This window comes from Cohnella algarum, assembly GCF_016937515.1.
Classification (GTDB): domain Bacteria; phylum Bacillota; class Bacilli; order Paenibacillales; family Paenibacillaceae; genus Cohnella; species Cohnella algarum.
Window position 1 is genome coordinate 453,782 of the sequence record NZ_JAFHKM010000002.1, and the last position, 24,518, is coordinate 478,299.

A 24,518-nucleotide genomic window follows, 5' to 3' on the forward strand; every position below is an offset into this window, starting at 1 on the left:
GGTAATATTTACCCAACTGACTCGGCCCACGTGCGTCTAGCCGGTTCGGATGGGTAATATTTATCCAATTGACTCGGCCCACGTGCGTCTAGCCGGTTCAGATGGGTAATATTTACCCAACTGACTCGGCCCACGTGCGTCTTGCGGTTCCGGTTAAGAGAGAATCCGCTACTCAACCGGATCCGCGAGGGTCGACCCGGCCTTCCCGGTGGCTGAATTTGAACATTCCTTTGAACGGGGTAGGAACGGGTTTCGACATCCTTGGACGGCGGACACGTTTGGCTGTTGGATACGGCTATGAAGGCGTGCGGCTGGCGGGATAAAAGTGAATTTTCGGGCACATTCGGAGTTTGGCTCGCGGTCGGCGGCATGAAGGCGAAATTTTCGGGCACATTCGGAGTTTGGCTCGCGGTCGGCGGTATGAAGGCGAAATTTTCGGGCACATTCGGAGTTTGGCTGCGGTCGGCGGCATGAAGGCGAAATTTTCGGGTACATTCGGAGTTTGGCTCGCGGTCGGCGGTATGAAGGCGAAATTTTCGGGCACATTCGGAGTTTGGCTCGCGGTCGGCGGCATAAAGGCGAAATTTTCGGGCACATTCGGAGTTTGGCTCGCGGTCGGCGGCATGAAGGCGAAATTTTCGGGCACATTCGGAGTTTGGCTCGCGGTCGGCGGCATGAAGGCGAAATTTTCGGGTACACCATTTGCGGAAATGAAAGCGCGTCTTCCGAAGGACGGCACTGTCGGACGCATGCTTATCGTTTGAACGGCAAGCGGCATCCCCAACCTGCCAAACTCCATGCATGGTTAGAAATACCCCAGTTGAAAAAGCGCGGGGATCGCCTCCAGAAAGCGATCCCCGCTCCCCGCGTTAGCGCAACGCAGGCTGAAGCGTATGCGTCCGATCGTCGAACGTCCTTCCTTCCAACAGGCCGATCAGCGTATTCGTCACGATCACCTCGACCTTGTTGTCGCCCGTTCGAAGAAGCTCGACCGGTCCGAACCAGACGTACGGCGTCCATGGACGAACGCCGAGCGAGACGCCGTTCACCCGTATTTCGACGACGTCGTGGATGGCTTCGTCCCAGTCTTCGAACCGCAACTCGAAGCGATCGGCGGCGACCGGCAGGCTGTCGATCGCCGCCGTCCGCTCGAAAATCAGGCTGCCCGCGAAAAACGGAAACCCGTCCGTAACGCCGCCCCGCAGCTCTGCCGCTTCCGGAAGTACCGTCAACGCGACGCCCTGCTCTCCGCCGCGAACGCCAAAGTCGCCGAACAGGTAGATCGCGTCCGCGACCCCGTCCCAGTCCCGTTCGACCGTGACATCCACGGCGATCGTATTCCGCCCGAGCCGCAACGCGTTCCGAACATCGCGGACCCTGTTGGCATGATCGTACACGAACCGAGGCGCGAATTGATCCGGAGCGAACGGCGTATCGTTCACCCAAAGCGTATGCGCCCCGGAAATCGCGCCCGCGTCCCGGAGCGCGAAGCAGGCTTCCGGCAGCCGTTCGACGTCGAACGTTGCCTCGTATCTGCAGCGGACCGGATAGGCGATGCCCAGCCGCATCGGCGTGCCGAACAGTTGGCGGAACCGCAGCGGCAAAGCGAACGCCTCTTCGGAAGCGATGTCCTCGCATTGGTCGATAAACGTCTTTGCCTCGACGAGACCCGCGCGGACAAAGCCCTCCGCTCCCTCGACCGACAAGACGAACTTGTCGAACCGCACGGCGTTGGCTCGGTCCGCGGAGACGCGCCACGGTCCGGCGCTTTCGATCCGCCACGGCCACGGCGGCGAAGCCTCAGCCGAACTTGCGCCCGCGGCCGGAGCCGCATGCACGGGGTCCTCATGCACCGGGGCCACATGTACCGGAGCCGCATGCACCGGGGTCGCGTGCACCAGGGCCGATGCATACGGCGCCAATTCCAGCCGCACGTCCCACGACCCGTCGGGCCTTCGCTCCGCGGCGAGCGGGGACGACTCGCCTGTCTCGGGATCGAGCAGCTCGAACCGCATCCCCCGGGCGCCCGGCTCGCCTGCCACGCGCAAAACAGGCGCGATCCATCCGTCTTCCTGATGCGTCAGAAAGATGAGCGAAGCGCCGTCCTTCAACAAACGGCGATGCAGCAGAAGCGTCTTTCTCTCCGAATCCGCGCGAACGGCAGACGGCAGCCGCTTCTCCAGCAAAGGCACCAACGAAGACGGCGAAACCGGCGTCAGCGCCGCCCGCATCCCGGCAGGCACGGCGTCGCCGGGCCGCAACGATTCGGTCGGCAGCTCGCCGACCGCGATGACGAGTCCGCCCGCCTCGCGAAACGCGACCAGCTTCCGCCAAGCCGGCTCCTCCAAATTCGTCATCGGGGGCAGCACGACCGCTTCGTATCTCGCGTCCCCGAGACGCAGAGTCCCTTCTTCAATCGAGGCCTCCCCGAGCAGCTCCGGGTCCAGATGGTCGAAGTCCCGCTGGGCGATCGTCAGCGTTTTGCAGACGCCGGCCCATGCCTCTTTCAGCCGCTCGAGCTCGGCTCGTTCCGCTTCGTCGTTTCCGCCGTATTGAAACTCGTGAAACGGATTGCCGAGATGCGTCCAAAAGGTCGTGGTCGGATCGACGACGGCGATCGGGCGGTCCGGCCGCCCGCGGCTCATGACGTAAGAAATCCGTCTCACGTAGTCCCCCAGCTTCGCAAAATGCGACCAATACGGATTTTGATAAAACTGGGAAGGCGGCGCGTCGTGCTTCGCGAGTCCGTCGATCGAATAAAAAAAGGCATGAAAATTGAAAAAGTTCGTTCCGAGCGCGGCCAATCGGTCGATCATCCACCGCGCGTCCTGCAGCGTCATCGACCAGCCGACGCTGTGGAAGCATTCGATCAGCACCCGCTCGCGGGACAGCTGGTTCGCGAGCGAACTGATCATCTTCGGGTTGTAGCGCAGACTGTACGCGCAGCGCCCGTGGCCCAAAATCCAGTCGAGCGAGCGCCCCAGCTTCTCGTGGCCGCTGTCTCCGCCCGGCACATGGCTGAATCGTTGCGTCGTCATGCGCACCGAAGGCACCTCGGCGGCGTAACGCAAGCCGTGCTTCTCGCACCAATCGCAAACCTGCTTATGGTACGAGCTTCGCAGCAGCTCGTGCACGGTTTGATAATAATCGTAGCGTACCCGCGCAGCGCCCTCGGCCGCCGAATCGTAGAGCGCATGAATATGCTCCAGAAGGTCATACCCGTTTCGCGCAAGGAACGCATCCGGCAGCCTCGGAGACCACGGCATCGGTCCGAGCAGGCCGATCTCGTCGGTGAACATGCCCTGAATCGTCGAGCCGAAAAATTCGCCCAATTCTTCCGCGTACCGGTCGTGCGTCAACGCGATGAAGGCGGCCATCGCCTCTTCGTTGCAAGGATCGACGAACGTGCCGTAATACTTGAAATCCTTAACTTCCTCCTCGAGGAAGCAATGGACTTCCCAGGACTCCGCTCCCTTCGGGGCCGTCCATGCCAACCGCTTGACCGTGTCGTACGTAAAAAACCGTTTTCGATTGTACGCGGTCAGCCCGGCTTTCTGAAACACCGGCTCCGCCTGATGATTGCCGACATGGCGGGAAACGTCCACGGCCCGCGGCCAATCCCGCCGCCCCGTCGCCGCGTCGATCGGCACCGCCCGCGCGGAAAGCAGCCGCGCCCATGGCAGCATCGCGTCGCACGTGCCGCCGCCGGGAACCGGCACCGTGCGATGCTGAAGCGTATATTGCTTCGCCTCCGGATGCGCAAGCGTCACTTCTCCACCCGCGATCCCGCTTGGGTACGGGTACTCGTCATACAGCCATACCTCCAGCCCGTACCGGGCCGCCGTCGCGACCGCCAGCCGAACCTTGGCGAACCATAGATCCGATAAATACGGGATTTGCAAGCCTTGCCGCGGGCAAATGAAGAACCCTCCGAGCCGGCCGGACGCCATCTCTTCGATCTGACGAACGATCTCGCCGTCTTCCATCGCTCCGTTCCAAAACCAGAACGGATGAATGCCGTAAGCCGAAGCCGGCGACCGGAACGCCTCCATTTCAAACGCTCGCGTCGCCGCGGCTTTGCCATCCGATCTTGTTCTCATCATCCTACCGCCTTTCGGCGAAGGCGTCAGCCGCCGGTTCGGCTTATTTCCCGATAATGGGTCGGCGTGACGCCTTCCTTCTTTTTGAACAGCCGGTTGAAATAACTGTGCTGATAGCCGACGCTTTCGGCCACCTCGCTTATTTTTAGGTCCGTATCCCGCAGCAGCTCGCGCGCCTTTTCGAGCCGGATATCGGTCAAGTAATCGATGAAATTGACGCCGACGATTTCTTTAAACATCTTGCTCAAAATAAACGGGCTGATTTTCAATCGATCGGCGCACGAATCGAGCGAAATATCCGAACGGTACGATTCGCGCAGCAGCTCCGCCGCCTTCTCGATCGTTTGCCGCATTTGCGCATTCTGCTTTTGCGACAGCTCGCGAATGAACGGGCGAATCACCTTGCGGTCGAACCAATCGGGCAGCGCGTCGGATTCGCGAACGTGCAGCAGCTGCTCGTACAGATTCGCGCCTTCGTATACTTGCTGGGCGTTGAGGCCCGATTGCAGCACGACGCGCAGCAGGCTCCCGAGAAGATGCAGCATGCCCTGCTTCAACGCCCCCTCCTTGACCCCCGCCTCCGCGAACGCCTGCACAAACGCGCGCACGCCGGCAACCGCCTCGTCGGCGTTGCCGACTCGCACGGCGTGCAGCGTCTGCCGCTCAAGATCGAAGGGGTAATCCGGCGCATGGTCGCGCCCGGCGTCGTCCATCTTCTCGATGTCGATGATCAGATTCCCTTCCCCCGCGTGACGGAAGCCGGCCGCCAGCTTCGCCTCCTCGAACAGAACCGGCACCGACTTTATCGAGGCCGTCGTGCGGCCGATGCAGATGACGGCCTGCAGCTTCAAGTACCGCTCGATCGACGCGAGCAATTCCTCGCTCGCCCGGTAGACCGCTTCCTCGAACTGCTCCCTCGACATGCGGCTCGGAATCGCCACCAGCAGCCCCAGCGACAGGTCTTGAAAGTTGACGACGTCCGCCCGGATCGGGAACGTGGCGACGATCTCCTCCACCATATTGGCGGCGGCGAACGTCACGAGTCCCTCATCGCCGTCGGAGAATCGGCCCTCAAGCTTCGAGAAGCCGAGCAGCTGGATAAGCACGATGCAGAACCGACGGTCCCGAGCCTCGCCGCCGAACGATTCGATCCGGTTGATCAGTTCATCGTCCGTATACGCGTACATATAGCCGTGAAGCAGCTGCATAAGAAAACCTTCCCGCAGCTGCGGCAGCTGTTCGTCCAGTCGCCGCTGCAGGATTTGGCTTTCGCGGGACAGATGGTTCCAGTGGGTTTCAATGAGCTCGAACTCGTTCCTCGCTGCCCGCTCCGCCCCGGCCTCGGACTTGACGACGCCCGCCAGCTTCATCAGCCTGTCGATCGGCGAGTACAGCCGCCGCGAGACGAACCACGAGCCGACGGCCGCCAAAAGCAGCAAGCCGCCGCTCGTGTACAAAATCATTTTCGAAAGGAAAATGACCGGCGCGGTAATGCTCGTAAGCGGCGCGGCCGACGCGTAATGCCATTCGACGCCCATGCGCGCAAAGCTGCCGTGCGTGACGGAGTACCGATTCGATTCCCAGTCCAACAAAAATGTCTCGGCGCTTTTTTCGGTTCGTAAAATCTCTTCCATGATGACGGCATCAAGCTTCGACGGCGCGTTTCCCTCCGAAATCGTGTACAGCCACTGGCCCTTGGAGGCGTCATACAGAAAGGACGTTCCCTGGTTGTACGGCGTAAGCGTTTGGACGAGCTGCAGAACCTTTTCTTTTTCCAGATACAAAACGAGCGCGCCGAAGGGATCGGCCCCGCCTAGACTGTGGATCTTATGAACCAGCATGACCGTCCCGTTGCCGCCCGACCAATACAACGACTTCTCCGCGGACAGGAGCGCTTGATACGGCTCGCTTCGCTCCGGCGTCAGACGATCGTACCGATCCGGCGTAAATACGACCGATGCGGGCTCCCGCAAATACAACTCGACCCGGCCGATCAGCGGGTTCGATCCTTCCATTACGAGCAGCGTCCGGTAAATCTCGTGAATTTCCTGGTAGTTATTCGCAAAATCGAGGTTTTTCAGGTTTTCGGTAAACTGAGGGTCGAACGCCCAATGCGCCATGGACTGTTCCAAATACGAAAACTGTTCGTCCATCGTCTCCACGGTTTGGACGAACTGCTCGTCATGCACCTGCTGCAGCTCGGTTTCGATTTGGTTTTTGCTCACGATATACAGCACCCCGCCCACGATCAGGCCGGGCAGGCTGGCGAAAATAAGAAACGTGAGCAGGCTTTTGCGATAGTGTCCTCGGAGCATGGGCAGACCGTCCCCCCGGGCCAACGCCCTCCTCGTCGCGTTCGAAGGGAGGGCGTGCCGTTCGTTACTTGTTTTTATAGGCTTCGTTTATTTCTTCCGTCATCTTCTTGAAGGTTTCGTTCGATGCGAGCGAAGCGACGAAAGCATCCCAGTCTTCGATCGTCTTCTGGCCGAGAATGACCTTCGTCTTCAAATCCTGCACCGTTTTGCGGAATTCCGGCAAATACGACTGACCCGTTTCCGAAACCAAGGGGGCCCCGACGTTTTCGACGCTCGTCTTTTCCCGCTCGTCCTGGATTTTCTTGTAGAGCTCCTTCGCTTCGTCGGGGAACGTCACCTTCACCGAGCTCGCATAAGGGTCTGCGACGTATACGATTTGGCTGTATTCTCCGATCGCGTCGGCGGTGATCTTCTCGGCGTTCAGCACCGCTTCTCCGTTCTGCAACGTATGGTGGATGCCTTCGATGCCTTGCTGATGAAGCTTGAAGACGCCGTCCGCGCTCCAGCTGTCGAGCATGGCCAGAATTCTCTTCATCTTGTCCTCGGATACCGTTTTCGGAATCGCGTTCAAACCGGAGTAACCCGAGCCTTTCGGATTGTATTCGTTTACATTCGTAAGCGGATACAGATCGGTAAATGCCAAATCCGGCACGGTCGCTTTCAAGGCTTCGTAATATTCCTGCATCGCGCCCGCCTTCTCGACCAGAATGCCGGCTTTCCCCGCCTTGAACATATCCTTGACCTGCGAGAGCTTCAGCGACGCGAAGTCAAGCGGGATCAACCCTTCGCGATACGCATTCGTCAAATAGACAAGCGATTCGCGCGTTTCCGGGGTCACCGTCAAATTCACCAGCGTTCCGTCTTCTTGAAGCTTCCACTCGCCGTATGCCCGATTGAACATGCGCTCTACCTCGGCCAACAAGCCCATGCCGTCCGGATCCGCTTGCCCGGCGAGTCCGATCGTGTCGTTTTGGCCGTTGCCGTCGGGATCCTGCGTTGTGAACGCCTTCATAACCTCGTACAATTGTTCCGGCGTCGTCGGCTCCGGCAGCCCTACGTTCTCAAGCCAATCCTTGCGGATGATGTAGAACGCCTCTCCTTCGACAGGCCGCGGGCGCGGTACGCCGTAGTTGGCGCCCTTGATCGAAGTCATCTCCCACGCGATCGGAGCGATTTTGTCCTTCAAATTCGGGTACTGATCGATGTAGGGCGCCACATCCCAGAAAGCCCCTTGCTCCGCCGCTTTCCGGAAAACCGGATCGGACGGATTCGCAACGAGAATCAAATCCGGAATATCGCCCGAGGCAAGCGTGACGTTAAACTTGTCTTTATAGTTATTTGCGGATACCCACTCGATGTCCAATTTCGTGTTGGTGGCCTCTTCGATCTTGAGCTCGACCGGATTGTCGGCGGCAGGCGGCGCCGCGCCGAAAAACTGGCTCATGATTCGAATGCTCTCGGGCGTTGCCGCCTGCGACGACGGCCCGGATGACGCCCCTCCTTGCGTTTCGCCGGCTCCGCCTCCGTTGCCGCACGCCGACAGCGCGGCGGACATGGCCATCAGTCCGGCAAGCAGCCATGCCGCCGGCTTCTTCCTGTTTTTCCATAGACGAATCATCGAAGATCCTCCCTTGTCCATTTCATAATATATGATACGGTTTCATAGAGAAACCCTTATCATCCCTTGATCGAACCGACCATGGCGCCTTTCGCGAAATGCTTCTGCAAGAACGGATAGACCGCGACGATCGGGGCGATGGCGATGACGACGGCGGCCATCTTCAACGTTTCGCTTGGCGGAGGCTTCATGAGCGGATCCACTTCTCCGAGGCTGCTGCTTGACGCATCGATCAGCATGTTCTGCAGCAGCACCTGAATCGGCCATTTATCGGAGTCGTTCAGATACAACAGGGCGTTAAAATACTGGTTCCAGAAGGACACGGCGAAAAACAACCCGAAAGCCGCCAGCGCCGGCAGCGAGAGCGGCAAAATGATCCGGAAAAACGAAGCGATGTCGTTGCAGCCGTCGATCGCGGCGGCCTCGTCGAGCTCCTCCGGTATGCCGTCGTAGAAGCCCCGCATCAGAATGACGTACCATCCGCTCGTAAGCGAGACCAGGATGACCGACCAGATGCTGTTGATGAGCGACAGCTCTTTAATCAGCAAGTAGTTCGGGATGATGCCGGGGCCGAACAGAATCGTGAACAAGATGCACAGCTGGATTAAACGACGTCCTCTCATCCGCCGCCGGGACAGCGTGAAGGCGAGCGCAGACGTGACAATCAGGCTGCATGCCGTGCCGACCGTCGCCAGGAAGGCGCTGACGCCGAGCGCTTTCGGGAAGGCGGGCGTCGACAGCAGGTAGCTGTACGATGCGAGCGACCACCGCTCCGGAAACAGGACAAGAGGTTTCTGAAGATATTCGATCGGATCCGTGAAGGAAACGACGAACACGTAATACAGGGGGAACGCGGTCACGATCGACAGAAGCCCGAGCACGGCGGCATTTGCCATTTGAAACCCGCGATCCCCAAGCCTTTTCGACGGCATGGGAATGACCCTCCTTTTCTTCAATAGACGCCTTCTTCGCCGAAGCGCTTCGCGAGCGAGTTGGCGAGCAGGACGAGCGCAAGGCCGACGAGCGATTTGAAGAGGCCCACGGCGGTGCTGTAACTGAATTCTCCCTGCTGAACGCCGACGCGATAGACATACGTATCGAACACCTCGCCGACTTCGGACACCGCTCCGTTATACATAAGGAACACTTGCTCGAAGCCGACCTCCATGATGTCTCCCAGACGCAGGATCAGCAGGATGACGATCACGTTCCGGATCGCCGGCAGCGTAATGTGCCACATCTGGCGCAGGCGATTGGCGCCGTCCATGCGAGCCGCTTCGTACAGCTGCGGATTGACCCCCGCCATCGCGGCAAGAAAGACGATCGTGCCCCAGCCCGCTTCCTTCCAGATAGATTGGATCGTCAACAGGAGCCAGAATCCGTCGGGATTGGTCAGGAAGTCCACCCGTTCGAAGCCGAATGCCGCCAGCAGCTGATTGATGACGCCGTCCGCCCGAGAGAGCAGCATGAAGCTGAGACTGGCGATGATGACCCACGAGAGAAAGTGCGGCAAATAAATGATCGATTGCACCGTCCGTTTGTAAAGCTCGCTGCGCACCTCGTTGAGCAGGAGCGACAGCACGATCGGCAGCGGGAAGAAGAGAAACAGGTTCATCAGGCTGATGCCCATCGTATTGCGAAATAGCATGAAAAAATCGGGGTTCGAGAAAAATCGCTGAAAGTGCTCCAGGCCGACCCACTCGCTCTTTCCCATTCCAAGGAACGGAGAGTAGTCCTGGAACGCGATCAGGATGCCCCACATCGGCAAATATTTAAAAATCAGGAAATACAAAAGCCCCGGCAAGGCGAGCATATATAAATATTTGTCTTTGACGATGCTCCGCCATAAGCCGGGGGAAGCGGCTTTCGACGCCGCCGGCCGCACCCCTTGCATCGAAACCGGTTTTTCCAAGCGCATCACGACCTCTCCATCGACTGATCTGTTGATGCCCCTTATCGTAAGACTCGCGTGTTTTTCCTGCAATTGGACTTTATTGCCCGTCGCAAATTCCGGTTTGCACTTTGTTGCGGGATTTGACTTATTCTGAAAAAGCAGGCGCAGCAAGGGCCGCCCCGGTCGGGACGGCCCTTGCCGCAGCCCGGCGGAAGAGGGGAGTGGCGGAATTCGCGCGGCAACCGTACGATCGCATTCGGCCCGAGATTCGAATGGAAGACGAGGGCGGGAATCGGCTTGGATGCGAAGCCCGGTTTCGTCTCGCCGAAGAGAGCGAAAACGGGCCGACCGGCGCAAAGCGGATTATGCAAGGAGATAAAGGGGGAGTGAAGGCAAAGGGGGGACGGCTATGTCGGTTTCCGCCAATAATAAATGGCCAGCTGCGTGCGGTCGCGCAGCTGCAGCTTGTCGAGAACGACGGACAGCGTATTGCGAACGGTTCCTTCGCCGATCAAAAGCTGGGCGGCGATTTCGCGGTTGGAGCAGCCGTGCGCGACGAGCTCCGCGATCTCTTTCTCGCGCGGCGTCAGCTCCTCCGTCCGTTCCCGGTCCGGCTGCACGAGCCGTTTGAGCGCATCGCCGTCCAGCACCGACGTGCCGGACATGAGCAGCCGCAGCTGCTGGGCCATGCCGCTTGCCTTGCCCGACTTGATCAAATAGCCTTCGGCTCCGGCCAGCAGCGCGAGACGAATGCTTTGTTCGTCCTGGAACGTCGTCAGCATCATGATCCGGATTCGCGGCCATTGCGCTTTGATCTGGCGCGTCGCCTGGATGCCGTCGGCGCCGGGCATGCGGATATCCATCAGCGCGACGTCAGGCTGCGTCTTCGCGCAAAGCGCGATCGCGGCGGCGCCGTCGCTTGCCGTGCCGGCCACCTCGATGTCCCGCTCGCGCCCGAGCAGCAGCTCCAGGCTTTGGCAGACGAGCGGATCGTCGTCCACGATGACGATTTTCATCGCCGCATCTCCTTTCTCGCTCCTTGCTTGGCCGGATTTGGCCGAGCACCCTCCCGGATGAAACCTGCAATTACGCAGGCTTTTCCTGCAAACCGCGATGCTTGCGGAAGCAGAAATACAATAGTGCAGTTTTTCTGAACGAACGGGCTCAAAACAGAACCTTCGCTCCGGCAAAACCTGCACATTCGTATGAATTTCACCCTCTGTCGGCCGTTTCGGCTTAAAAGGATGCAGATTTGCAGGTTCCGATGATTCGCCGGTCAGATAACGAAAAGACGATTCCGCCGGCAAAAGCTCCCCGTCGCAAGCTTGAAGCCCCTCGCCGGCTGGCCGGAGACGTTCGCTCTTTATTAACCGTCTTGCCTAATCGCCAGAGCCGCCATTGCCGCACATGCTGCGGCGTCCTTGACGTCGAAGCGGCTTACAGGCCTTCGCGCTCCGTTTCCTCCGGCTCCAGCGGCAGCACGCACACCAGCTTGAAGCCCTCGCTCCTGTCGACGGAAAGGCTGCCGCCGACGGCGCGCGCCCGCCGACGCAAATTTCGCAGGCCGATGCCGCCGCCTTCGTTCGCGGCTTCGCCTTCGCTCCGCCCGATCGGGCCCGCGGCGCCGTCATCGTGCACGTCAAGCCGCACGATATGCGGACCGACGTCCAACGATACGTCGACCCTGTCGGCATCGGCATGGCGCGCAACGTTGGTCAGCGCCTCTTTCAGGCACGCCTCCAGTATCGTCCACTGGTAGGCGGGAATGCGCGCCGTATCTCCGAAGCGGTGAAACCGGATCGGACAGGCGGCAAAGTCGCGGCATACCTCTTCGAGAAGATCCGCGCCGACCGGCGTCGCCGGAATCATGGCGCGCACCGTCTCGCGCATATATGCCGTGCCGCTCGCCAGCCTTCGCTCGGCTTGACCGAACAGGTCGTCCGCCCGCGGATCGCCCTCCTTCCGCAGCTGGTCGAACGCCTGAAGCGCCAGCGCAGCCGCGGTCAGCTCGTGCCCCGCGTGGTCGTGCAGCTCGGCGGCAATCCGGCCGCGCTCGGTCAGCGCCGCAAGCCGCGCCGCATCGACGTTCGCCTGCAGCAGCTCGGTTTTCAGATGCTCCAGCTCGTAACGATCGCGTCGCGCGCGGTCGGCTTCCCGCCGGCTGGCGGTCAATTGCACCGACCACGCCCGCATCGCCCAGCCGCCCAACGCCCCCTGCGCGAGCACGGCAAGCGAGATCAGGGCGGGCCGATCGGACAGCAGCAGAACGCTTGCGGCCGGAAGCGCCAGCCACAGCCTGCCGGCGAGCGCCGCTTCGAACGCCGGCAGCGCCAGGGCGTACCACGCCTCGGGCCAGGCCGCGGTGCAAGCGAGACAAGCCGCCTGGTCGAGCAGCACCGTCCATCCGGGCAGCGCCAACCGCCAGCGGGCCGCCGCCATGATCGCAAGAAACAGCAGCAGGACGACTCCCGCGACGCCGCTTCGGCCGGACAGCCAAAGCGCGGCGAGCAGGAGCAATCCCGCGAAACGCCAGAGCGCGATGCCGGTTCCGGGCGTCCAGGCGTCCGATCCGGACGCCGCGCCAAACCCGCCGGGTCCGTTCGTCATGGTCGTGTCAGGCCATCCTCCTTTTGCTGCCGGTCAACACGAACAGCAGGGTAAACATCAGCAGCATGCCGACCGGGACGATCAGCTTCGTACAAGACGCTTCGAACGAAGCCAGCGTCATGCCTTCGGCCAGCCAGTACGTGGGCAAAATCATCGCCGCGCGCCGCATGAACGGCGGCATGATTTCCACGGGCCAAAATAATCCGCCTACCATACATAGTAGCATAATGACACCGCTCATGACGCTGAGCGACGCTTCCTTGTTGCGGAACAGAGAGCACCACGCGAGCGAAAAGCCGATCGCCGTCATCGCAAAGCAGGCAAATAGCAAAAACAGCGCGAACGGAGCGGGAAACGCCTCCCCGTGCGCGAGAATTCCGCCGGCGACGGCAACGGCGGCCTGCGCGATCAGCAGCAGCGCATAGGCCAGCAGATTTTGCAGCAAATACCGGAAATGGGTGACCGGCGCGGCTCCGATGCGCACGACGACCCGGCTCATCCGGTCTTCGAGGATGATATGCACCAGTTTGGCCGCGGCGAACAGCTGAACGATGCCGAAGTACCGGTAGCCGACGGGCAGCGGCGACCCCTCGTTCGGCGGCCAAAACATGACGAGCAGCGGGGCGACCAGCAGCAGGCCGAGGTTGTAAACATTCCGCAAGCTTCGCTTGAGCGCGAAAACGAAGATGGTCATATCAGCCTCTTTCTCCCCAGCAGCGCGGCAGCCCCGGCGCATATCGCCGTCGCGGCCAGCAGCAGTCCCAGAAAGACGTAAGCCGGGGCTTTATCCGTCTCGTGAGCCATCGCGAAAATCGCGTTCATCCCGAGCGAGATCGGGTTGCCGTACGTAGACAGAAAATCGAAAAACGGCGTATTCGGCAAAGGAAACATGATGCCCGCAAGCAGCATCGAACCGAGGCCGTAGACCTCGGACAGCCGTTCGGCCGTTTTGAAACGGCGGACCGTCAACACAAGAAGGAGGCATACCAGTTGCGACAGAAACGAAACCGTCAGAACGACGAGCATGACCCAGGGCAAAGGGCCCCAGTTCGCGCCGTAAACCCAGTCGGTAAACAGGATAAGAACGAGCCCCTGAAACGCGCTGAACAGCGTGCTGGCCAGAAGCAGCGAATAGCCGTACGCGTCGATGCGCAGCGGGAGCGAACGCATCCGCCATTTAAACGGACGGAACAAGTCTTCATGAAAATAATGCAGCGTATACGAGCCTCCGATCGTCTGGAAACCGATCACGAAGCTGGCCGCGATCCAGTCCATCCCCGTGCGGCCTTCCCCGCTTGCGCCGATTTGTCCGCTGACGAGTCCGATGACGGAAATGAGGCCAAGCGGGGTAAGAACGAGCAGCGCCATCGCCAAATAGGAGCGCGAAAGCCGCAGCAGCGAGTACCGGAAAAGATGCCAAAACATCGCTATTCCCTCCCGCCGTCGCGCAGCTGCTTGCCGGTCAGCGTCAGAAACACGTCCTCCAGGTTCGGCTTTTCCGCGTTAACCGAGCGAACCCCGCCGGCCTCCCTCGCGATCGCCAGTACCCGGTCGAGCGTATCCGTTCCCGCCCGGGAAACGATCAGCAGCCTGGAGCCGTCCCGCGCGACCGTCTTGACGCCGTGGATCGCCCGCAGCTTGGCGAGCAGCGGCTCGCCGGGCTCCGCCACTTCCAGCGTCATTTTTTCTTCGTGCTGGATATGGCGGACGAGGTCGTCGACCGTGCCCTGGGCGATGACGTGGCCTTGATCCAGAATGACGACGCGGGAGGCGAGCGCCTCGACCTCTTCCATGTAATGCGTCGTATACAATATCGTCGTCCCCCTGCGCCGAAGCTCCCGGACGGATTCGAGAATATGATTGCGGGACTGCGGATCGATGCCGACGGTCGGCTCGTCCATGATGAGCAGCTTCGGGCGGTGGACAAGCGCGCAGGCGATATTCAGGCGCCGCTTCATGCCGCCCGAAAACTTGGCCGGCGTCTTTTTGGCGTGCTCCGGCAGCCCGACGAACGCCAGCGTTTCCGCTATCCGCGTCTTCAGCGCGTTCCCCTTTAACCCGTAGATGCCGCCGAAAAAAGCAAGATTTTCCGCAGGAACCATATCTTCAAAAATGGCGATATCCTGCGCGACCAGGCCGATGTCCCGCTTGATGTCGAGAAGGTGGCGGCGCTGGTTTTTGCCGAAAACTTCGATGCTTCCGGAATCGATGCCGACCAGACCCGCCAGGGCGTGAATCAGCGTCGTTTTGCCTGCGCCGTTCGGGCCGAGCAGTCCGAGAATTTCGCCTTCGTGAATATCCAGATCGACATGATCGAGCGCCAGAGCGTTTCCGTACCGTTTGACGATATTGCGCAGCTTCGCGACTTGCATCCGATCCCTCCGTTCGACGATTGTCTTCTTTCATTATGACGGGAAGGACGGAAAAGTTTATAGTTACAAATGTAACGATTGCGGCGGAAAAACGCCGCCCCGGGGTACTACATTCCGTAGAACCCTCGTTTTCTTTCGATCTATGCAAGTTGGAACTGCACGCAAAGTCGGCAACGGTCTAAAATAAAACCATCAAACATGCATGGCGCCGCGCGGGTTCCATAAAAAAAGCCTGACGGCGTCCTTGGAAAAACAGAACTCCCGGGGATGGTGAAGGGTGGAGAATTCGGGCGGAAGGTCGAAGCGTGCGCGCGGCATGCGAAATGAGTCCTATTTACCCGACTGAGTGCTGCTGCATGCGTCTAATCGGTTCAGATGAGTAATCGTTACCCAACTGTGTGCGGCCACATGCGTCTAGCCCGTCCGGATGAGTCCTATTTACCCAACTGACTCCGGCCGCATGCGTCTAGCCGATTCAGATGAGTCCTATTTACCCAACCGGCTTCAGCCGCATGCGTCTGTCTGGTTCAGGTGAGTCCTATTTACCCAACCGGCTTCAGCCGCATGCGTCTAACCGGTTCTTTTATTCTGAAAAAGTTGCAAAGGGGGAACCCGGCATGGACATGCATCATGACGACGGCGGGCGCCCCGAGCGCCCCGCATCACGCCGGGAGCTCCGAACGCCCCGGAACGGCGAGCCCGCCATCCTGCTCGTGGACGGGCACTGCATCCTGTGCCAGGGCATAACCCGCTTCGTCGCCAGGCACGATCCGCGCGCCCGCTTCCGGTTCGCCTCGCTCCAGTCCCGGCTCGGAAAGCGATGGCTGGCCGAACGCGGCATGGCCGCCGACCGCCTCGATACGTTCGTCCTGATCGAACGCGGACGGCATTATACGAAGGCGGACGCCGCGCTTCGGGTATTCCGCGGGCTGCCCTGGCCGTGGCCGCTGCTGTACGGTTTGCGAATCGTCCCCTCCGGCTTGCGCAACGCGGTTTACGATTGGGTGGCGCGAAACCGGTACCGCTGGTTCGGAAGAAGCGAGGCGTGCTTGGTGCCTGACGAACGGCTGAAGAGCCGGTTTCTCGAAGACGAAGAGTAAAGGAGAAGCGTGATGAAAAAAGAACCCATTTACGTGGAGCTGCCCATCCGCGCCGACATGGACGCGCTGTGGCGGCATACCCAGACCCCGGAGCTGCACGAGCGTTGGGATTTGCGCTTTTCCTCGATAACGTATTTGCCCCGGCCGAACGACGGTTCCCCGCAGCGGTTTCGATATCGGACGCGGATCGGATTCGGCCTCGACATCGAGGGAACGGGAGAAACGAAAGCGCGGACGGATTTGCCGGACGGCGGACGGCTGTCGACGCTGCGGTTCGGCTCGGAGCAAACCATTTCGCTCATCCGGAGCGGCGGCGGCTACTGGCGCTACAAGCCTGCGATCGAGGGCGTCGTCTTTTCCACCCGGTTCGATTACGAGACGCGGTTCGGCGCGGCCGGACGCCTGTTCGACAAGCTGCTGTTCCGCCCGCTGTTCGGCTTCGCGACGGCGTGGAGCTTCGACCTGCTTCGCCTTTGGCTGGAGCGCGGGATTTCGCCCGCGTCCCTCATTCGCCAGGCTCTCGTTCATTACGGATGCGTCGCCGCGCTTTCGCTGCTCTGGCTGTATCAAGGCCTCGTGCCCAAGCTGCTGTTCGCCGAAACCGGAGAGGCGGAGCTGCTGCGGACGGCCGGCTTGTTCGCCGGCTTCGAAACGGAAGCCGCCTACGTTCTCGGCGCCGCCGAGATGTGCGCCGCGCTGCTGATCGCGGTCCTGCACCGCCGCCGCTGGCTGTACGCGCTTCATGGCGCGGCGCTCGCCATTCTTTGCGCCGTCGCCCTCGCGACGGCGCCCGAAACGGCGGCGGCTCCGTTCGGCCCCGTCCCCCTCACCCTATCCATGCTCGGGCTCGGCTCGCTCGCCGCCCTTACGCTTCGGGACTTGCCGGACGCCGGACGCTGCAAGCGAAAGCCCGAGGCCCCAGCCTTGTCCAACACCCCCTCGAACGGAGGAACGCGCGATGACATCCATTTATCGGCAAGCATTGGGAACTGATTTCGATCGGCTTCACCCCCGCATCCGGGAGCGCTTCGGCTTCGGCAGCGAGGATGGCGTCGCTTCGGTCGGCTTCGGGGTCATGGACCGGATCTGGTATTCCAAAATGGCCGCGCTGCCGCTTCATATCGGAACGTACCGCCGCATCCTGTTTCCGCAGGGCGGGGTGCGCGTACCTTTTTCCATCGACAACTACGCTTATAAAGACGGCTTCGGCCGGGAATCGGTCACCTGGTGCCGCTCCTTCCGGTTCCCTGATGCCGTGCGCCGGTTCGACGCCACGATGATTTACAGCCGCAAGCGCGGCAAAATCGTCGATTATCTGGGGACGAAGCAGCATTTGGCGGTCGACCTCGATGTATCCGTGGCCGAAAACGGCGGCATCCGCATCCGCTCGGGCGACCAGCGGTTTTACGAAGGGCGGCTCGCCTTTCGTTTTCCCGCGCCGTTTACCGGCGTTGCCGACGTTTGCGAATGGTACGACGACCGCCAGGAAACGTTTAAAATATCGGTTCAGGTCGTCAATCCGCTGATCGGGACCGTGTTTCGCTACTACGGCCGTTTTCAGGCGCAGCTTCGCGAGGTGGGGCCGGGCGGCATTCCGGCGGACGTGCTGCCGATGCGGGAGGAGATCCGGGAGTGACCCGGAGGGTTGCAGCGCGCGCTGCTTTGCGAACGGAGCATTTTCTATGCCGCGCAAGGAATGGTAAAATCAAGGGAACCCCATCCATTTCCGAAAGGATCGTGTTCCCATGAGTTACGCGGATTATTTCGCCGGTCAGCGCGAGCGGCATTTGGACGAATTGAAGCAATGGCTGGCCATTCCGAGCATCTCCGCCTTGTCGGAGCATAAGAAGGACATCCAGGCGGCCGCAAGCTGGCTCGCCGACGCCTTGACGAGGGCGGGTATGGAGCAGGTGGAAATCCATCAAACGGACGGGCATCCGATCGTGTATGCCGAGCATATGCACGCGCCCGGAAAGCCCACGCTGCTCATTTATGGCCATTACGACGTACAGCCGGTCGATCCGCTGCATCTGTGGACAAGCCCCCCCTTCGAACCGGAAATCCGCGACGGCAAGCTGTATGCGCGGGGAGCCACGGACGACAAGGGGCAGCTGTTCTTGCATATCAAAGCCGTAGAGGCGATTTTGCGGCAGGAAGGAAAGCTCCCGGTCAATATCAAGTTCTGCATCGAAGGCGAAGAGGAAATTTCGGGCAAAAGCCTGCCCCAATTTTTGACGGCCTATAAGGACAAGCTTTCGGCCGATGCGGTCGTCGTTTCGGATTCCTCGCTGCTCGAGCGCGGCAAGCCATCCATTTGCACCGGACTCAGGGGCCTCTGCTCGATGGAAGTGACCGTATCGACCGCCAATACCGACCTCCATTCCGGATCCTACGGCGGCGGAGTGCCGAATGCGCTGCACGCGATGGCGTCGCTGCTCGCCTCGCTTCACGACGAAAAGGGCCGCGTCGCCGTGGAAGGCTTCTACGAAGGCGTTCCCGAGCTGAGCGAAATGGAGAAGGCCGATATGGCCAGCTACAATCCGGACGAGCGGAAGCTCGCGGAAAAGCTGGGCCTGGACGCGCTGTACGGAGAGGAGGGCTTTTCGTTCGCCGAGCGGATCGGGGCAAGGCCCACCCTGGAAGTGAACGGCATGTACGGAGGGTTCCAGGGAGAAGGCAACAAGACGGTCATCCCGAAGGAAGCCCACGCCAAAATCACGTGCCGGCTCGTGGGCGGCATGGATCCGCAGCGGACGCTCGACCGGATCGAACGGCATATGAAAGCGTACATCCAGCCCGGCGCGAAGCTTCATTTCAAACCGGGCGAGAAAGCGCTCGCCTTCAGCTGCGATCCGACCCACCCTTTGCTGCAGCTGGCAGCCGACGCCTATGAGGAAGTGTACGGCGCGCGCGCCGTATTCACGAAGGACGGCGGCTCGATCCCGGTCGTGGCGACGTTCGCCAGCGTCCTGGGCGCCCCGGTCGTCATGATGGGCTTCGGCCTTCCGGACGAGAACCTGCACGCGCCGGACGAGCATCTCAACCTGGACAATTTCGATAAAGGGCTGCTGACGCTCGTCAACTACTTCCGCAAGGCGGCGCAAGAAGCCGTTTTTTGACCGTATGCCCACATGCATGCGCAAGCCCCCTCTCCCGCCGGGGCGGGTCAAGCGCCTTTGGAAAAAGGATGGACGAATTGCCGTTCATCCTTTTTTTGCCGATTTGACGCGCCGCCCGCCGTTCCCCCCTTCCGTTATTTTCATATCGTAATATGACTTTCTTTTATCCGACACGGAGGGGCTGATCGCATGGAGGCCCGCCAAGGCTCCGCGAACGCCCGCAAGGGCGTTTCCATCATTACGTGCACGAAGCGCCGGAACTATTTGGGGAACCTGCTGCAAAATTACGCCAGGCAGCGCTGGGCCAAAAAGGAGCTGATCGTCGTCGTCAACGCCGATACGATCCCTCTTGCGCCCTATCTCGAGCTGGCCAAAAAAGCGAAGCGCGTCCGCATCTACCGCCTGCCGGAGCACGTTTCGCTCGGCGCCTGCCTGAATTTTGCCGTCCGGCAAGCGAAATACGATTATATCGCCAAGTTCGACGACGACGACTATTACGCCCCCCTGTACGTAAGCGACGCAGTGCGGGCGATGGAAAAAACGGGCGCCGACATCGTCGGCAAACGATCTCACTATATGTACTTGAACGGAACGCGAACGCTCATTCACCGGTTCCCGGGCGACGAAAACCGGTTCGTTTCCAGGCTTCCGGGAGCGACTCTCTTTTTCAAGCGCGCCGTTTTCCGCAACGTTCGGTTTCCTCATCTCAACGTCGGGGAGGACGACCGGTTCTGCCTTCGAAGCAAAAAGAAGGGATACAAGATTTATTCCGCGGGCAAGCGCCACTTCGTCGCCATCCGCAGGAAAAATTCGTCGGGACACACTTGGATCGTCAGCGACAAAGAGCTGATTTCCCATCATCGGACGATTCCGAACGTGAAGGACTACAGACGGTTCGCGCAAGGCCGGAAGGGGTAACGGACATGCGTAAGGTAACGGTTATCACATGCACGAAGAGGCCGGGCCAGCTGCGGAATCTTTTTCGTAATTTTGCGAGGCAGAGCTACAAGAACAAGGAGTTGATCGTCATCCTCAATCATCGCGATCTGAGGAGGAGCGAATACGAAGCGGCGGCGGCCTTGTACGGCAACGCGAGAATTTACCGGCTTCCCGAGAAGGCCACGCTCGGAAGCTGCCTGAATTACGGCGTGCGGATGTCCGATTCGCCGTATATCGCCAAATTTGACGACGACGATTACTATTCGCCGCATTATTTGGCGGAATCGATGCGGATCATGGAACGGACGAAAGCGGACATCGTCGGAAAACGGGCCCACTTCATGTATTTGAACGGCAAAAAAACGCTGCTGCTGCGCTACTCCCGCATGGAGAATCGCTTTGTCCGTCTCGTGCAGGGCGCGACGCTGCTCGCGAGACGGCGCGTATTCGCCAAAGTGACGTTCCCGGACCGCACCCGCGGCGAGTGCGTCCGGTTTTGCGCGGACAGCGCGGCCAAAGGCTTTAAAATCTATGCCGGCAGCCGATATAACTTCGCCGCCGTCCGCCAGCCCGGTTCGAAGGGCCACACCTGGATCGTCAGCGACAAAAAGCTGCTGGCCCGGCGGGCCAAGGCGATCAAGGCGGCCGATTTCAAAACGGCGGTCACCCGGGAAGTCCGGTAAAGGCCGAATTTCCCTTCTTGGCCTGCGCGATCCGTCTAAATACTTCCAACAGACCCTGTTTTATCGAACATTTCTAATACGAACCTTAAAAAAAGACCGGCCGTGGGCGGCATGTACCGGTCCTCGACCCATGCGACGCCCATCTGCCTTCGGCAAGGGGATGGTCAACCGGCAACAACCTCAGCCGGTTTTCGTCCAATCCTTGCACCCCAGGGATCAGCGATACCCCGAGCCCCGAAGCGGTCAAACCGGCTACCGTATGCACCTCGTCCCCTTCGAATACAATCGACGGGGTTATCCCTGCTTCTTTAAGCAGATTGTCGGCAATCGTTCTCAGGCCGTATCCTTTTTTGAACGTAATCAACGGTTCGTCCCGAATTTCTTCAAGCCGGATGCTATTCCTGTCCGCCAGCCCATGGCCGGCGGGGACGGCGACGAACAGTTCCTCGGTCCACAGATGAGCCCAACGGAATTGTTCGGCCGCTCCGGGGGACGCGATCATGCAGATATCGATGCCCCCTTCCGCCAGTTGTTCCAGCAACGACGTCGTCGTGTTTTGGGACAATTTAACGCGAATTTGCGGATGGCGCTCGCGGAAGCCCCTTAACAAATCGGGGATGACGGACATGCCCATCGTATGCAAAAAACCGAGGGATACCTCCCCGGCCTCCGGATCCAGCATCCTTTGGAGCTCCTCCCTCCCTTCCTCGTACTCCCTCATCATGTTGTCTACGCGCTTCAGAAACCGACGTCCATACCGATTCAGCACGATCGAGCGGCCTTGACGTTCGAAAAGCGGGACGCCGAGCTCCTTTTCCAATCTCGAAATGGCCCGGCTCATGGCCGGCTGGGTGACGGATAACCGCTGCGCAGCTGCGGTCATATGCTCCATATGCCCTACCACATAAAAATATTCCAGCTGCTGCCACTCCACCGTGTTTTTACCCCCGTCGTCCTCATGCCCGCGAGTTATCGTAGACATAAGCAGAATGCATTGGACCCGCCCGAATATCGGCCCCTATACTGAATTCGTAACCGAAACCGAATTGGAGCGAAAAACATGCCGCATCTAGTAAAAAAAAGCCGAAACGGTCGGCGCATTTCGCAAAGCGTCGGGCTGGGCAGCATCGTGACGTTTGCCGTTCTGTACAGTCCACAGCCCGTCGCTCACCTTCTCTCTGCGGAATGGAACGTCTCTCCCGCCGCCGCTGGAGCCTCGATATCGGTCGCCACATTCCCGCTCGCGTTCGCGGCGCTTCTTGTCCCCGCGCTCTCCTCGATATGGGGAAGAGTGGCGATCATGCGTTGGTCGCTCGTATTCGCCTCCGTTTTCGCCATCCTGTCGGCATTCGCTGCGAACGTTCAGCAATTCCTCGTTTTCAGGCTGCTGATTGGTCTATCCGCCGCCGGGTTTCCCGCCGCGGCGATGGCCCATTTGACCGCCGAATTTTATTCGAAGGACGCTATGCGGCAAATCGGTCTTTACGTCGCCGGAACGGCTGTCGGAGGCTTTGCCGGAAGAATGCTGGTCGGCGCGGGGGCCGACCTGTTCGGCTGGCGGGCCGGCGTGCTCGCGCTGGGCGCCGCTAGCCTTGGCTGCAGCATCGCGTTCTGGCTCAGGCTGCCGGAATCTTCGAACGGCCGCCCGCGAAGCCGCCCCTTCTTCGGAAGCTGGCTGATCGGCCTACGGACAAGCTTTTCCTCACGCCGGCTGCTGGCCTTGTATGCGATGGGCTTTTCGCTGATGGGCGTTTACGTCGCCATATTTAATTATATCGGTTATGCCCTGAACGTCACCCCTTACTCCATCGGGCAAACGGCGCTAGGCCTGCTGTTCGTCGTCAATCTAGTCGGGACGTGGAGCTCCGTGCTGTTTGGCAGGCTGGCAGCCCGCCGTTCGCGCCGCTTTGCGCTTGTACTGGCGACGCTGATCGCGCTCGGCGGCATCGCGCTTGCCGGGCTGGATTCTCTGGCGGCAAAAGTGGTCGGCTGCGGCGCGGTCGCGTTCGGTTTCTTCGCCGGGCATGCAGTGGCAAGCGGCTGGGTCGGCCTGCTTGCCCCCGGCCAAGCCAAGGAATCCGCCCCGGCGGTTTACCTGCTTTTTTACTACGCGGGTTCGAGCATCGTCGGCTGGACGGGCGGCATCGTTCTGCGCCAGTATGGCTGGGACGGCCTTGTCGGCGCCGGTTTCGTCCTGCTCGCGTCGACCTTGGCGACGACGTATCCCTTGCTTCGGACGGCCTTTTCGACATCGCCGGCCGCGGTGGGGGAACCGGCTCACACGAACTCCCCGACCCACTCCCGGCGTACTTGAACGTGATCGAAATGCACGTACTCAAGATACAGCCGGCTGCCGTCGAACCTGCACGTCAGCCGGTTGCGAACCGGCGTCTCCACCCGGCATACGTCGATGACCAGCTCGCGATCCGAAAGCCACGTTCCGAGAGCATAAGAGAGTTCGCCGGCAAGCACGTTCTCCCCTCGCCACCCGTCGAAGCCGAACGAAAGACGCCGCTCCCTGCCTTCGGTCCGCCAGACAAGCGACCCCGATGCTTCGCCGAGCTGCAGTGCTACCTCCGTAACCTCGTCTTCCTTGTTCCGCGCCAGGCAGCGGAAGCTTCCGGCATAGGCTGCTGACCGCTCCGGGCGCGGCTCGGCGATCGACAGCCCCTCAAGCTCCCGTTCGAGTTCCGCGGACGCCGCGCCGGAGTCGGCGGGAACGCCGTCCAGGCTTGGCAGAAGGTGCTCCCACACGAGGTCGAGCACTCCCTGCATGTCCGCAGTCCCTCCGTGGATGGCGACGACAGCGTCGCGGTCGGGCAGGACGACGCAGAACTGTCCCATCGTACCGTCCCCGCGGAAAGCGTTATGCCGGCACTGCCAGAACTGGTAACCGTACCCCTCCATCCAGTCCGGAAACCGGTCCGGGGGAAGATCGTTCGTCGCGGAATCCGTCTGCGGCGCCGTCGCCGCCCGAATCCATTCCGCCGAAACGATGCGCTTGCCGTCCCACATGCCCTCGCCAAGAAGAAGCTGGCCGAGCTTGGCGACATCTTCAAGCCGAAGCCGCAGGCCCCAGCCTCCGATCGTGCCGCCGAGGGGGCACCGCTCCCAGGACGGGCTGCCGATGCCTAGCGGCCGAAACAGCCGCTCAACGGCATAATCCTCCAGAAGGCGGCCCGTCGCCTTCTCGATGACAGCAGCAAGCATATGGCTCGCCCCGCTGTTGTAGAAAAAACACCTGCCCGGCCTGGCCGCGGCCGGTGTTTCGCAAAAAGCGCGGACGAAGTCCCCGTCCTCGCGGTTGCCAATGCTCCGGATCAGCTCGTCTTCCAAAAAAGCGCGTTTTAGCTTTGACGTCGTTAAATTGCGGTCGTGCCCGGTCGTCATCGTCAGCAGATGCTCGACTGTCAGGCCTTCCATGCCGGATTCCTGGAACGCAATGGCGTATTCCGGAAAAAACCTGGCGACGGGATCGCTCACGGACAGCATGCCTTCGTCCGCGGCGATTCCGGCCGCGATCGATACAAAGCTTTTCGTCAATGAATTTGCGATGTGGGGCCGGTCCGGCCCGTAAGGCCGCCACCACCCTTCCGCGGCCACGCGGCCGTGCCTGAGCAGCATAAAACCGTGAAGGCCGATCTTCCGCTCGTTTGCCGCGCGGACGAATGACAGCACGCCGGAAGGCGCCACGTCTGCCTCTTCCGGTTTCGCCCGCGGCAGGGACGTATCATGATGCAGCATGTCTCGGTCGCCTCCTTTGCCTTTCCG

Annotated in this window: 18 protein-coding genes and 1 pseudogene; 7 read left to right on the forward strand and 12 right to left on the reverse strand. The window is 60.6% G+C overall.

All coding sequences use genetic code 11. From position 1 onward, the window contains the following. Positions 1-869: 869 nt before the first annotated feature. From JW799_RS02250 to JW799_RS02295, 10 genes are all read right to left on the reverse strand, one after another. A complete protein-coding gene (locus tag JW799_RS02250; protein WP_139787220.1) occupies positions 870-4,100 on the reverse strand; it encodes a glycosyl hydrolase in 3,231 nt (1,076 codons plus the stop codon). Positions 4,101-4,126: 26 nt separating this feature from the next. Next, entirely contained in the window at positions 4,127-6,415 is a 2,289-nt protein-coding gene (locus JW799_RS02255) for a helix-turn-helix domain-containing protein (RefSeq protein ID WP_205428543.1), read from the reverse strand. A 64-nt stretch (positions 6,416-6,479) separates the two neighbouring features. After that, on the reverse strand, positions 6,480-8,033 hold the full coding sequence (locus tag JW799_RS02260) for an extracellular solute-binding protein (protein ID WP_080836247.1): 1,554 nt from the start codon (positions 8,031-8,033) through the stop codon (positions 6,480-6,482). A 59-nt stretch (positions 8,034-8,092) separates the two neighbouring features. Beyond that, entirely contained in the window at positions 8,093-8,965 is an 873-nt protein-coding gene (locus tag JW799_RS02265) for a carbohydrate ABC transporter permease (RefSeq protein ID WP_080836245.1), read from the reverse strand. A 20-nt stretch (positions 8,966-8,985) separates the two neighbouring features. Beyond that, complete coding sequence (locus JW799_RS02270) at positions 8,986-9,927, reverse strand: ABC transporter permease (protein ID WP_240353476.1); 942 nt, start codon at positions 9,925-9,927, stop codon at positions 8,986-8,988. Between the two features lie 407 nt (positions 9,928-10,334). Further along, positions 10,335-10,943, reverse strand: a complete 609-nt coding sequence (locus JW799_RS02275) for a response regulator transcription factor (protein WP_080836239.1) — start codon at positions 10,941-10,943, stop codon at positions 10,335-10,337. Between the two features lie 421 nt (positions 10,944-11,364). Continuing rightward, positions 11,365-12,534 carry a sensor histidine kinase gene (locus JW799_RS02280; RefSeq protein WP_080836237.1) on the reverse strand — a complete coding sequence of 390 codons (1,170 nt, stop codon included), beginning with the start codon at positions 12,532-12,534 and terminating at the stop codon, positions 11,365-11,367. A 7-nt stretch (positions 12,535-12,541) separates the two neighbouring features. Further along, on the reverse strand, positions 12,542-13,228 hold the full coding sequence (locus tag JW799_RS02285; protein WP_205428545.1) for an ABC transporter permease: 687 nt from the start codon (positions 13,226-13,228) through the stop codon (positions 12,542-12,544). Continuing rightward, a complete protein-coding gene (locus JW799_RS02290) occupies positions 13,225-13,959 on the reverse strand; it encodes an ABC transporter permease (RefSeq protein WP_080836234.1) in 735 nt (244 codons plus the stop codon). Before JW799_RS02290 ends, JW799_RS02285 begins: the two co-directional genes overlap by 4 nt. A gap of 2 nt (positions 13,960-13,961) precedes the next feature. Then, a complete protein-coding gene (locus tag JW799_RS02295) occupies positions 13,962-14,906 on the reverse strand; it encodes an ABC transporter ATP-binding protein (RefSeq protein ID WP_205428547.1) in 945 nt (314 codons plus the stop codon). A 617-nt stretch (positions 14,907-15,523) separates the two neighbouring features. On the opposite strand from JW799_RS02295, the gene JW799_RS02300 reads away from it, so the two are divergent. The 6 genes from JW799_RS02300 to JW799_RS02325 all read left to right on the forward strand — a co-directional run bounded on the left by JW799_RS02300 (position 15,524) and on the right by JW799_RS02325 (position 20,747). Next, the gene (locus JW799_RS02300) at positions 15,524-16,006 is read left to right on the forward strand and encodes a thiol-disulfide oxidoreductase DCC family protein (protein WP_240353128.1); all 483 of its coding nucleotides are present in this window, start codon (positions 15,524-15,526) and stop codon (positions 16,004-16,006) included. Positions 16,007-16,018: 12 nt separating this feature from the next. Beyond that, the gene (locus JW799_RS02305) at positions 16,019-16,999 is read left to right on the forward strand and encodes a DoxX-like family protein (protein WP_205428550.1); all 981 of its coding nucleotides are present in this window, start codon (positions 16,019-16,021) and stop codon (positions 16,997-16,999) included. Next, positions 16,965-17,642: a DUF4166 domain-containing protein gene (locus JW799_RS02310; RefSeq protein WP_205428552.1), complete on the forward strand. Its 678-nt coding sequence runs from the start codon at positions 16,965-16,967 to the stop codon at positions 17,640-17,642. The genes JW799_RS02305 and JW799_RS02310 overlap by 35 nt, the downstream gene beginning before the upstream one ends. A 109-nt stretch (positions 17,643-17,751) precedes the next feature. Beyond that, positions 17,752-19,125, forward strand: coding sequence for a dipeptidase (locus JW799_RS02315; RefSeq protein ID WP_080836227.1), 1,374 nt, complete (start codon positions 17,752-17,754; stop codon positions 19,123-19,125). A 189-nt stretch (positions 19,126-19,314) separates the two neighbouring features. Then, a complete protein-coding gene (locus JW799_RS02320) occupies positions 19,315-20,043 on the forward strand; it encodes a glycosyltransferase family 2 protein (RefSeq protein WP_080836226.1) in 729 nt (242 codons plus the stop codon). Between the two features lie 5 nt (positions 20,044-20,048). Further along, positions 20,049-20,747 carry a glycosyltransferase family 2 protein gene (locus JW799_RS02325; RefSeq protein WP_205428554.1) on the forward strand — a complete coding sequence of 233 codons (699 nt, stop codon included), beginning with the start codon at positions 20,049-20,051 and terminating at the stop codon, positions 20,745-20,747. A gap of 35 nt (positions 20,748-20,782) precedes the next feature. On the opposite strand, the pseudogene JW799_RS02330 reads toward JW799_RS02325, so the two are convergent. After that, positions 20,783-21,681, reverse strand: a pseudogene (locus JW799_RS02330) (LysR family transcriptional regulator). Positions 21,682-21,807: 126 nt separating this feature from the next. On the opposite strand from JW799_RS02330, the gene JW799_RS02335 reads away from it, so the two are divergent. Further along, positions 21,808-23,061 carry an MFS transporter gene (locus tag JW799_RS02335; protein ID WP_080836219.1) on the forward strand — a complete coding sequence of 418 codons (1,254 nt, stop codon included), beginning with the start codon at positions 21,808-21,810 and terminating at the stop codon, positions 23,059-23,061. Here the strand turns inward: JW799_RS02335 and JW799_RS02340 are convergent. After that, positions 23,025-24,491, reverse strand: a complete 1,467-nt coding sequence (locus tag JW799_RS02340; RefSeq protein WP_205428556.1) for a serine hydrolase domain-containing protein — start codon at positions 24,489-24,491, stop codon at positions 23,025-23,027. The genes JW799_RS02335 and JW799_RS02340 overlap by 37 nt on opposite strands. Positions 24,492-24,518 lie beyond the last annotated feature (27 nt).

Excerpts from the sequence above, each read along its gene's own strand:
- JW799_RS02250 (WP_139787220.1), bottom strand. The coding sequence starts at position 4,100 with ATGAGAACAAGATCGGATGGCAAAGCCGCGGCGACGCGAGCGTTTGAA.
- JW799_RS02255 (WP_205428543.1), bottom strand. The coding sequence starts at position 6,415 with ATGCTCCGAGGACACTATCGCAAAAGCCTGCTCACGTTTCTTATTTTC.
- JW799_RS02260 (WP_080836247.1), bottom strand. The coding sequence starts at position 8,033 with ATGATTCGTCTATGGAAAAACAGGAAGAAGCCGGCGGCATGGCTGCTT.
- JW799_RS02265 (WP_080836245.1), bottom strand. The coding sequence starts at position 8,965 with ATGCCGTCGAAAAGGCTTGGGGATCGCGGGTTTCAAATGGCAAATGCC.
- JW799_RS02270 (WP_240353476.1), bottom strand. The coding sequence starts at position 9,927 with ATGCAAGGGGTGCGGCCGGCGGCGTCGAAAGCCGCTTCCCCCGGCTTA.
- JW799_RS02275 (WP_080836239.1), bottom strand. The coding sequence starts at position 10,943 with ATGAAAATCGTCATCGTGGACGACGATCCGCTCGTCTGCCAAAGCCTG.
- JW799_RS02280 (WP_080836237.1), bottom strand. The coding sequence starts at position 12,534 with ATGACGAACGGACCCGGCGGGTTTGGCGCGGCGTCCGGATCGGACGCC.
- JW799_RS02285 (WP_205428545.1), bottom strand. The coding sequence starts at position 13,228 with ATGACCATCTTCGTTTTCGCGCTCAAGCGAAGCTTGCGGAATGTTTAC.
- JW799_RS02290 (WP_080836234.1), bottom strand. The coding sequence starts at position 13,959 with ATGTTTTGGCATCTTTTCCGGTACTCGCTGCTGCGGCTTTCGCGCTCC.
- JW799_RS02295 (WP_205428547.1), bottom strand. The coding sequence starts at position 14,906 with ATGCAAGTCGCGAAGCTGCGCAATATCGTCAAACGGTACGGAAACGCT.
- JW799_RS02300 (WP_240353128.1), top strand. The coding sequence starts at position 15,524 with ATGGACATGCATCATGACGACGGCGGGCGCCCCGAGCGCCCCGCATCA.
- JW799_RS02305 (WP_205428550.1), top strand. The coding sequence starts at position 16,019 with ATGAAAAAAGAACCCATTTACGTGGAGCTGCCCATCCGCGCCGACATG.
- JW799_RS02310 (WP_205428552.1), top strand. The coding sequence starts at position 16,965 with ATGACATCCATTTATCGGCAAGCATTGGGAACTGATTTCGATCGGCTT.
- JW799_RS02315 (WP_080836227.1), top strand. The coding sequence starts at position 17,752 with ATGAGTTACGCGGATTATTTCGCCGGTCAGCGCGAGCGGCATTTGGAC.
- JW799_RS02320 (WP_080836226.1), top strand. The coding sequence starts at position 19,315 with ATGGAGGCCCGCCAAGGCTCCGCGAACGCCCGCAAGGGCGTTTCCATC.
- JW799_RS02325 (WP_205428554.1), top strand. The coding sequence starts at position 20,049 with ATGCGTAAGGTAACGGTTATCACATGCACGAAGAGGCCGGGCCAGCTG.
- JW799_RS02335 (WP_080836219.1), top strand. The coding sequence starts at position 21,808 with ATGCCGCATCTAGTAAAAAAAAGCCGAAACGGTCGGCGCATTTCGCAA.
- JW799_RS02340 (WP_205428556.1), bottom strand. The coding sequence starts at position 24,491 with ATGCTGCATCATGATACGTCCCTGCCGCGGGCGAAACCGGAAGAGGCA.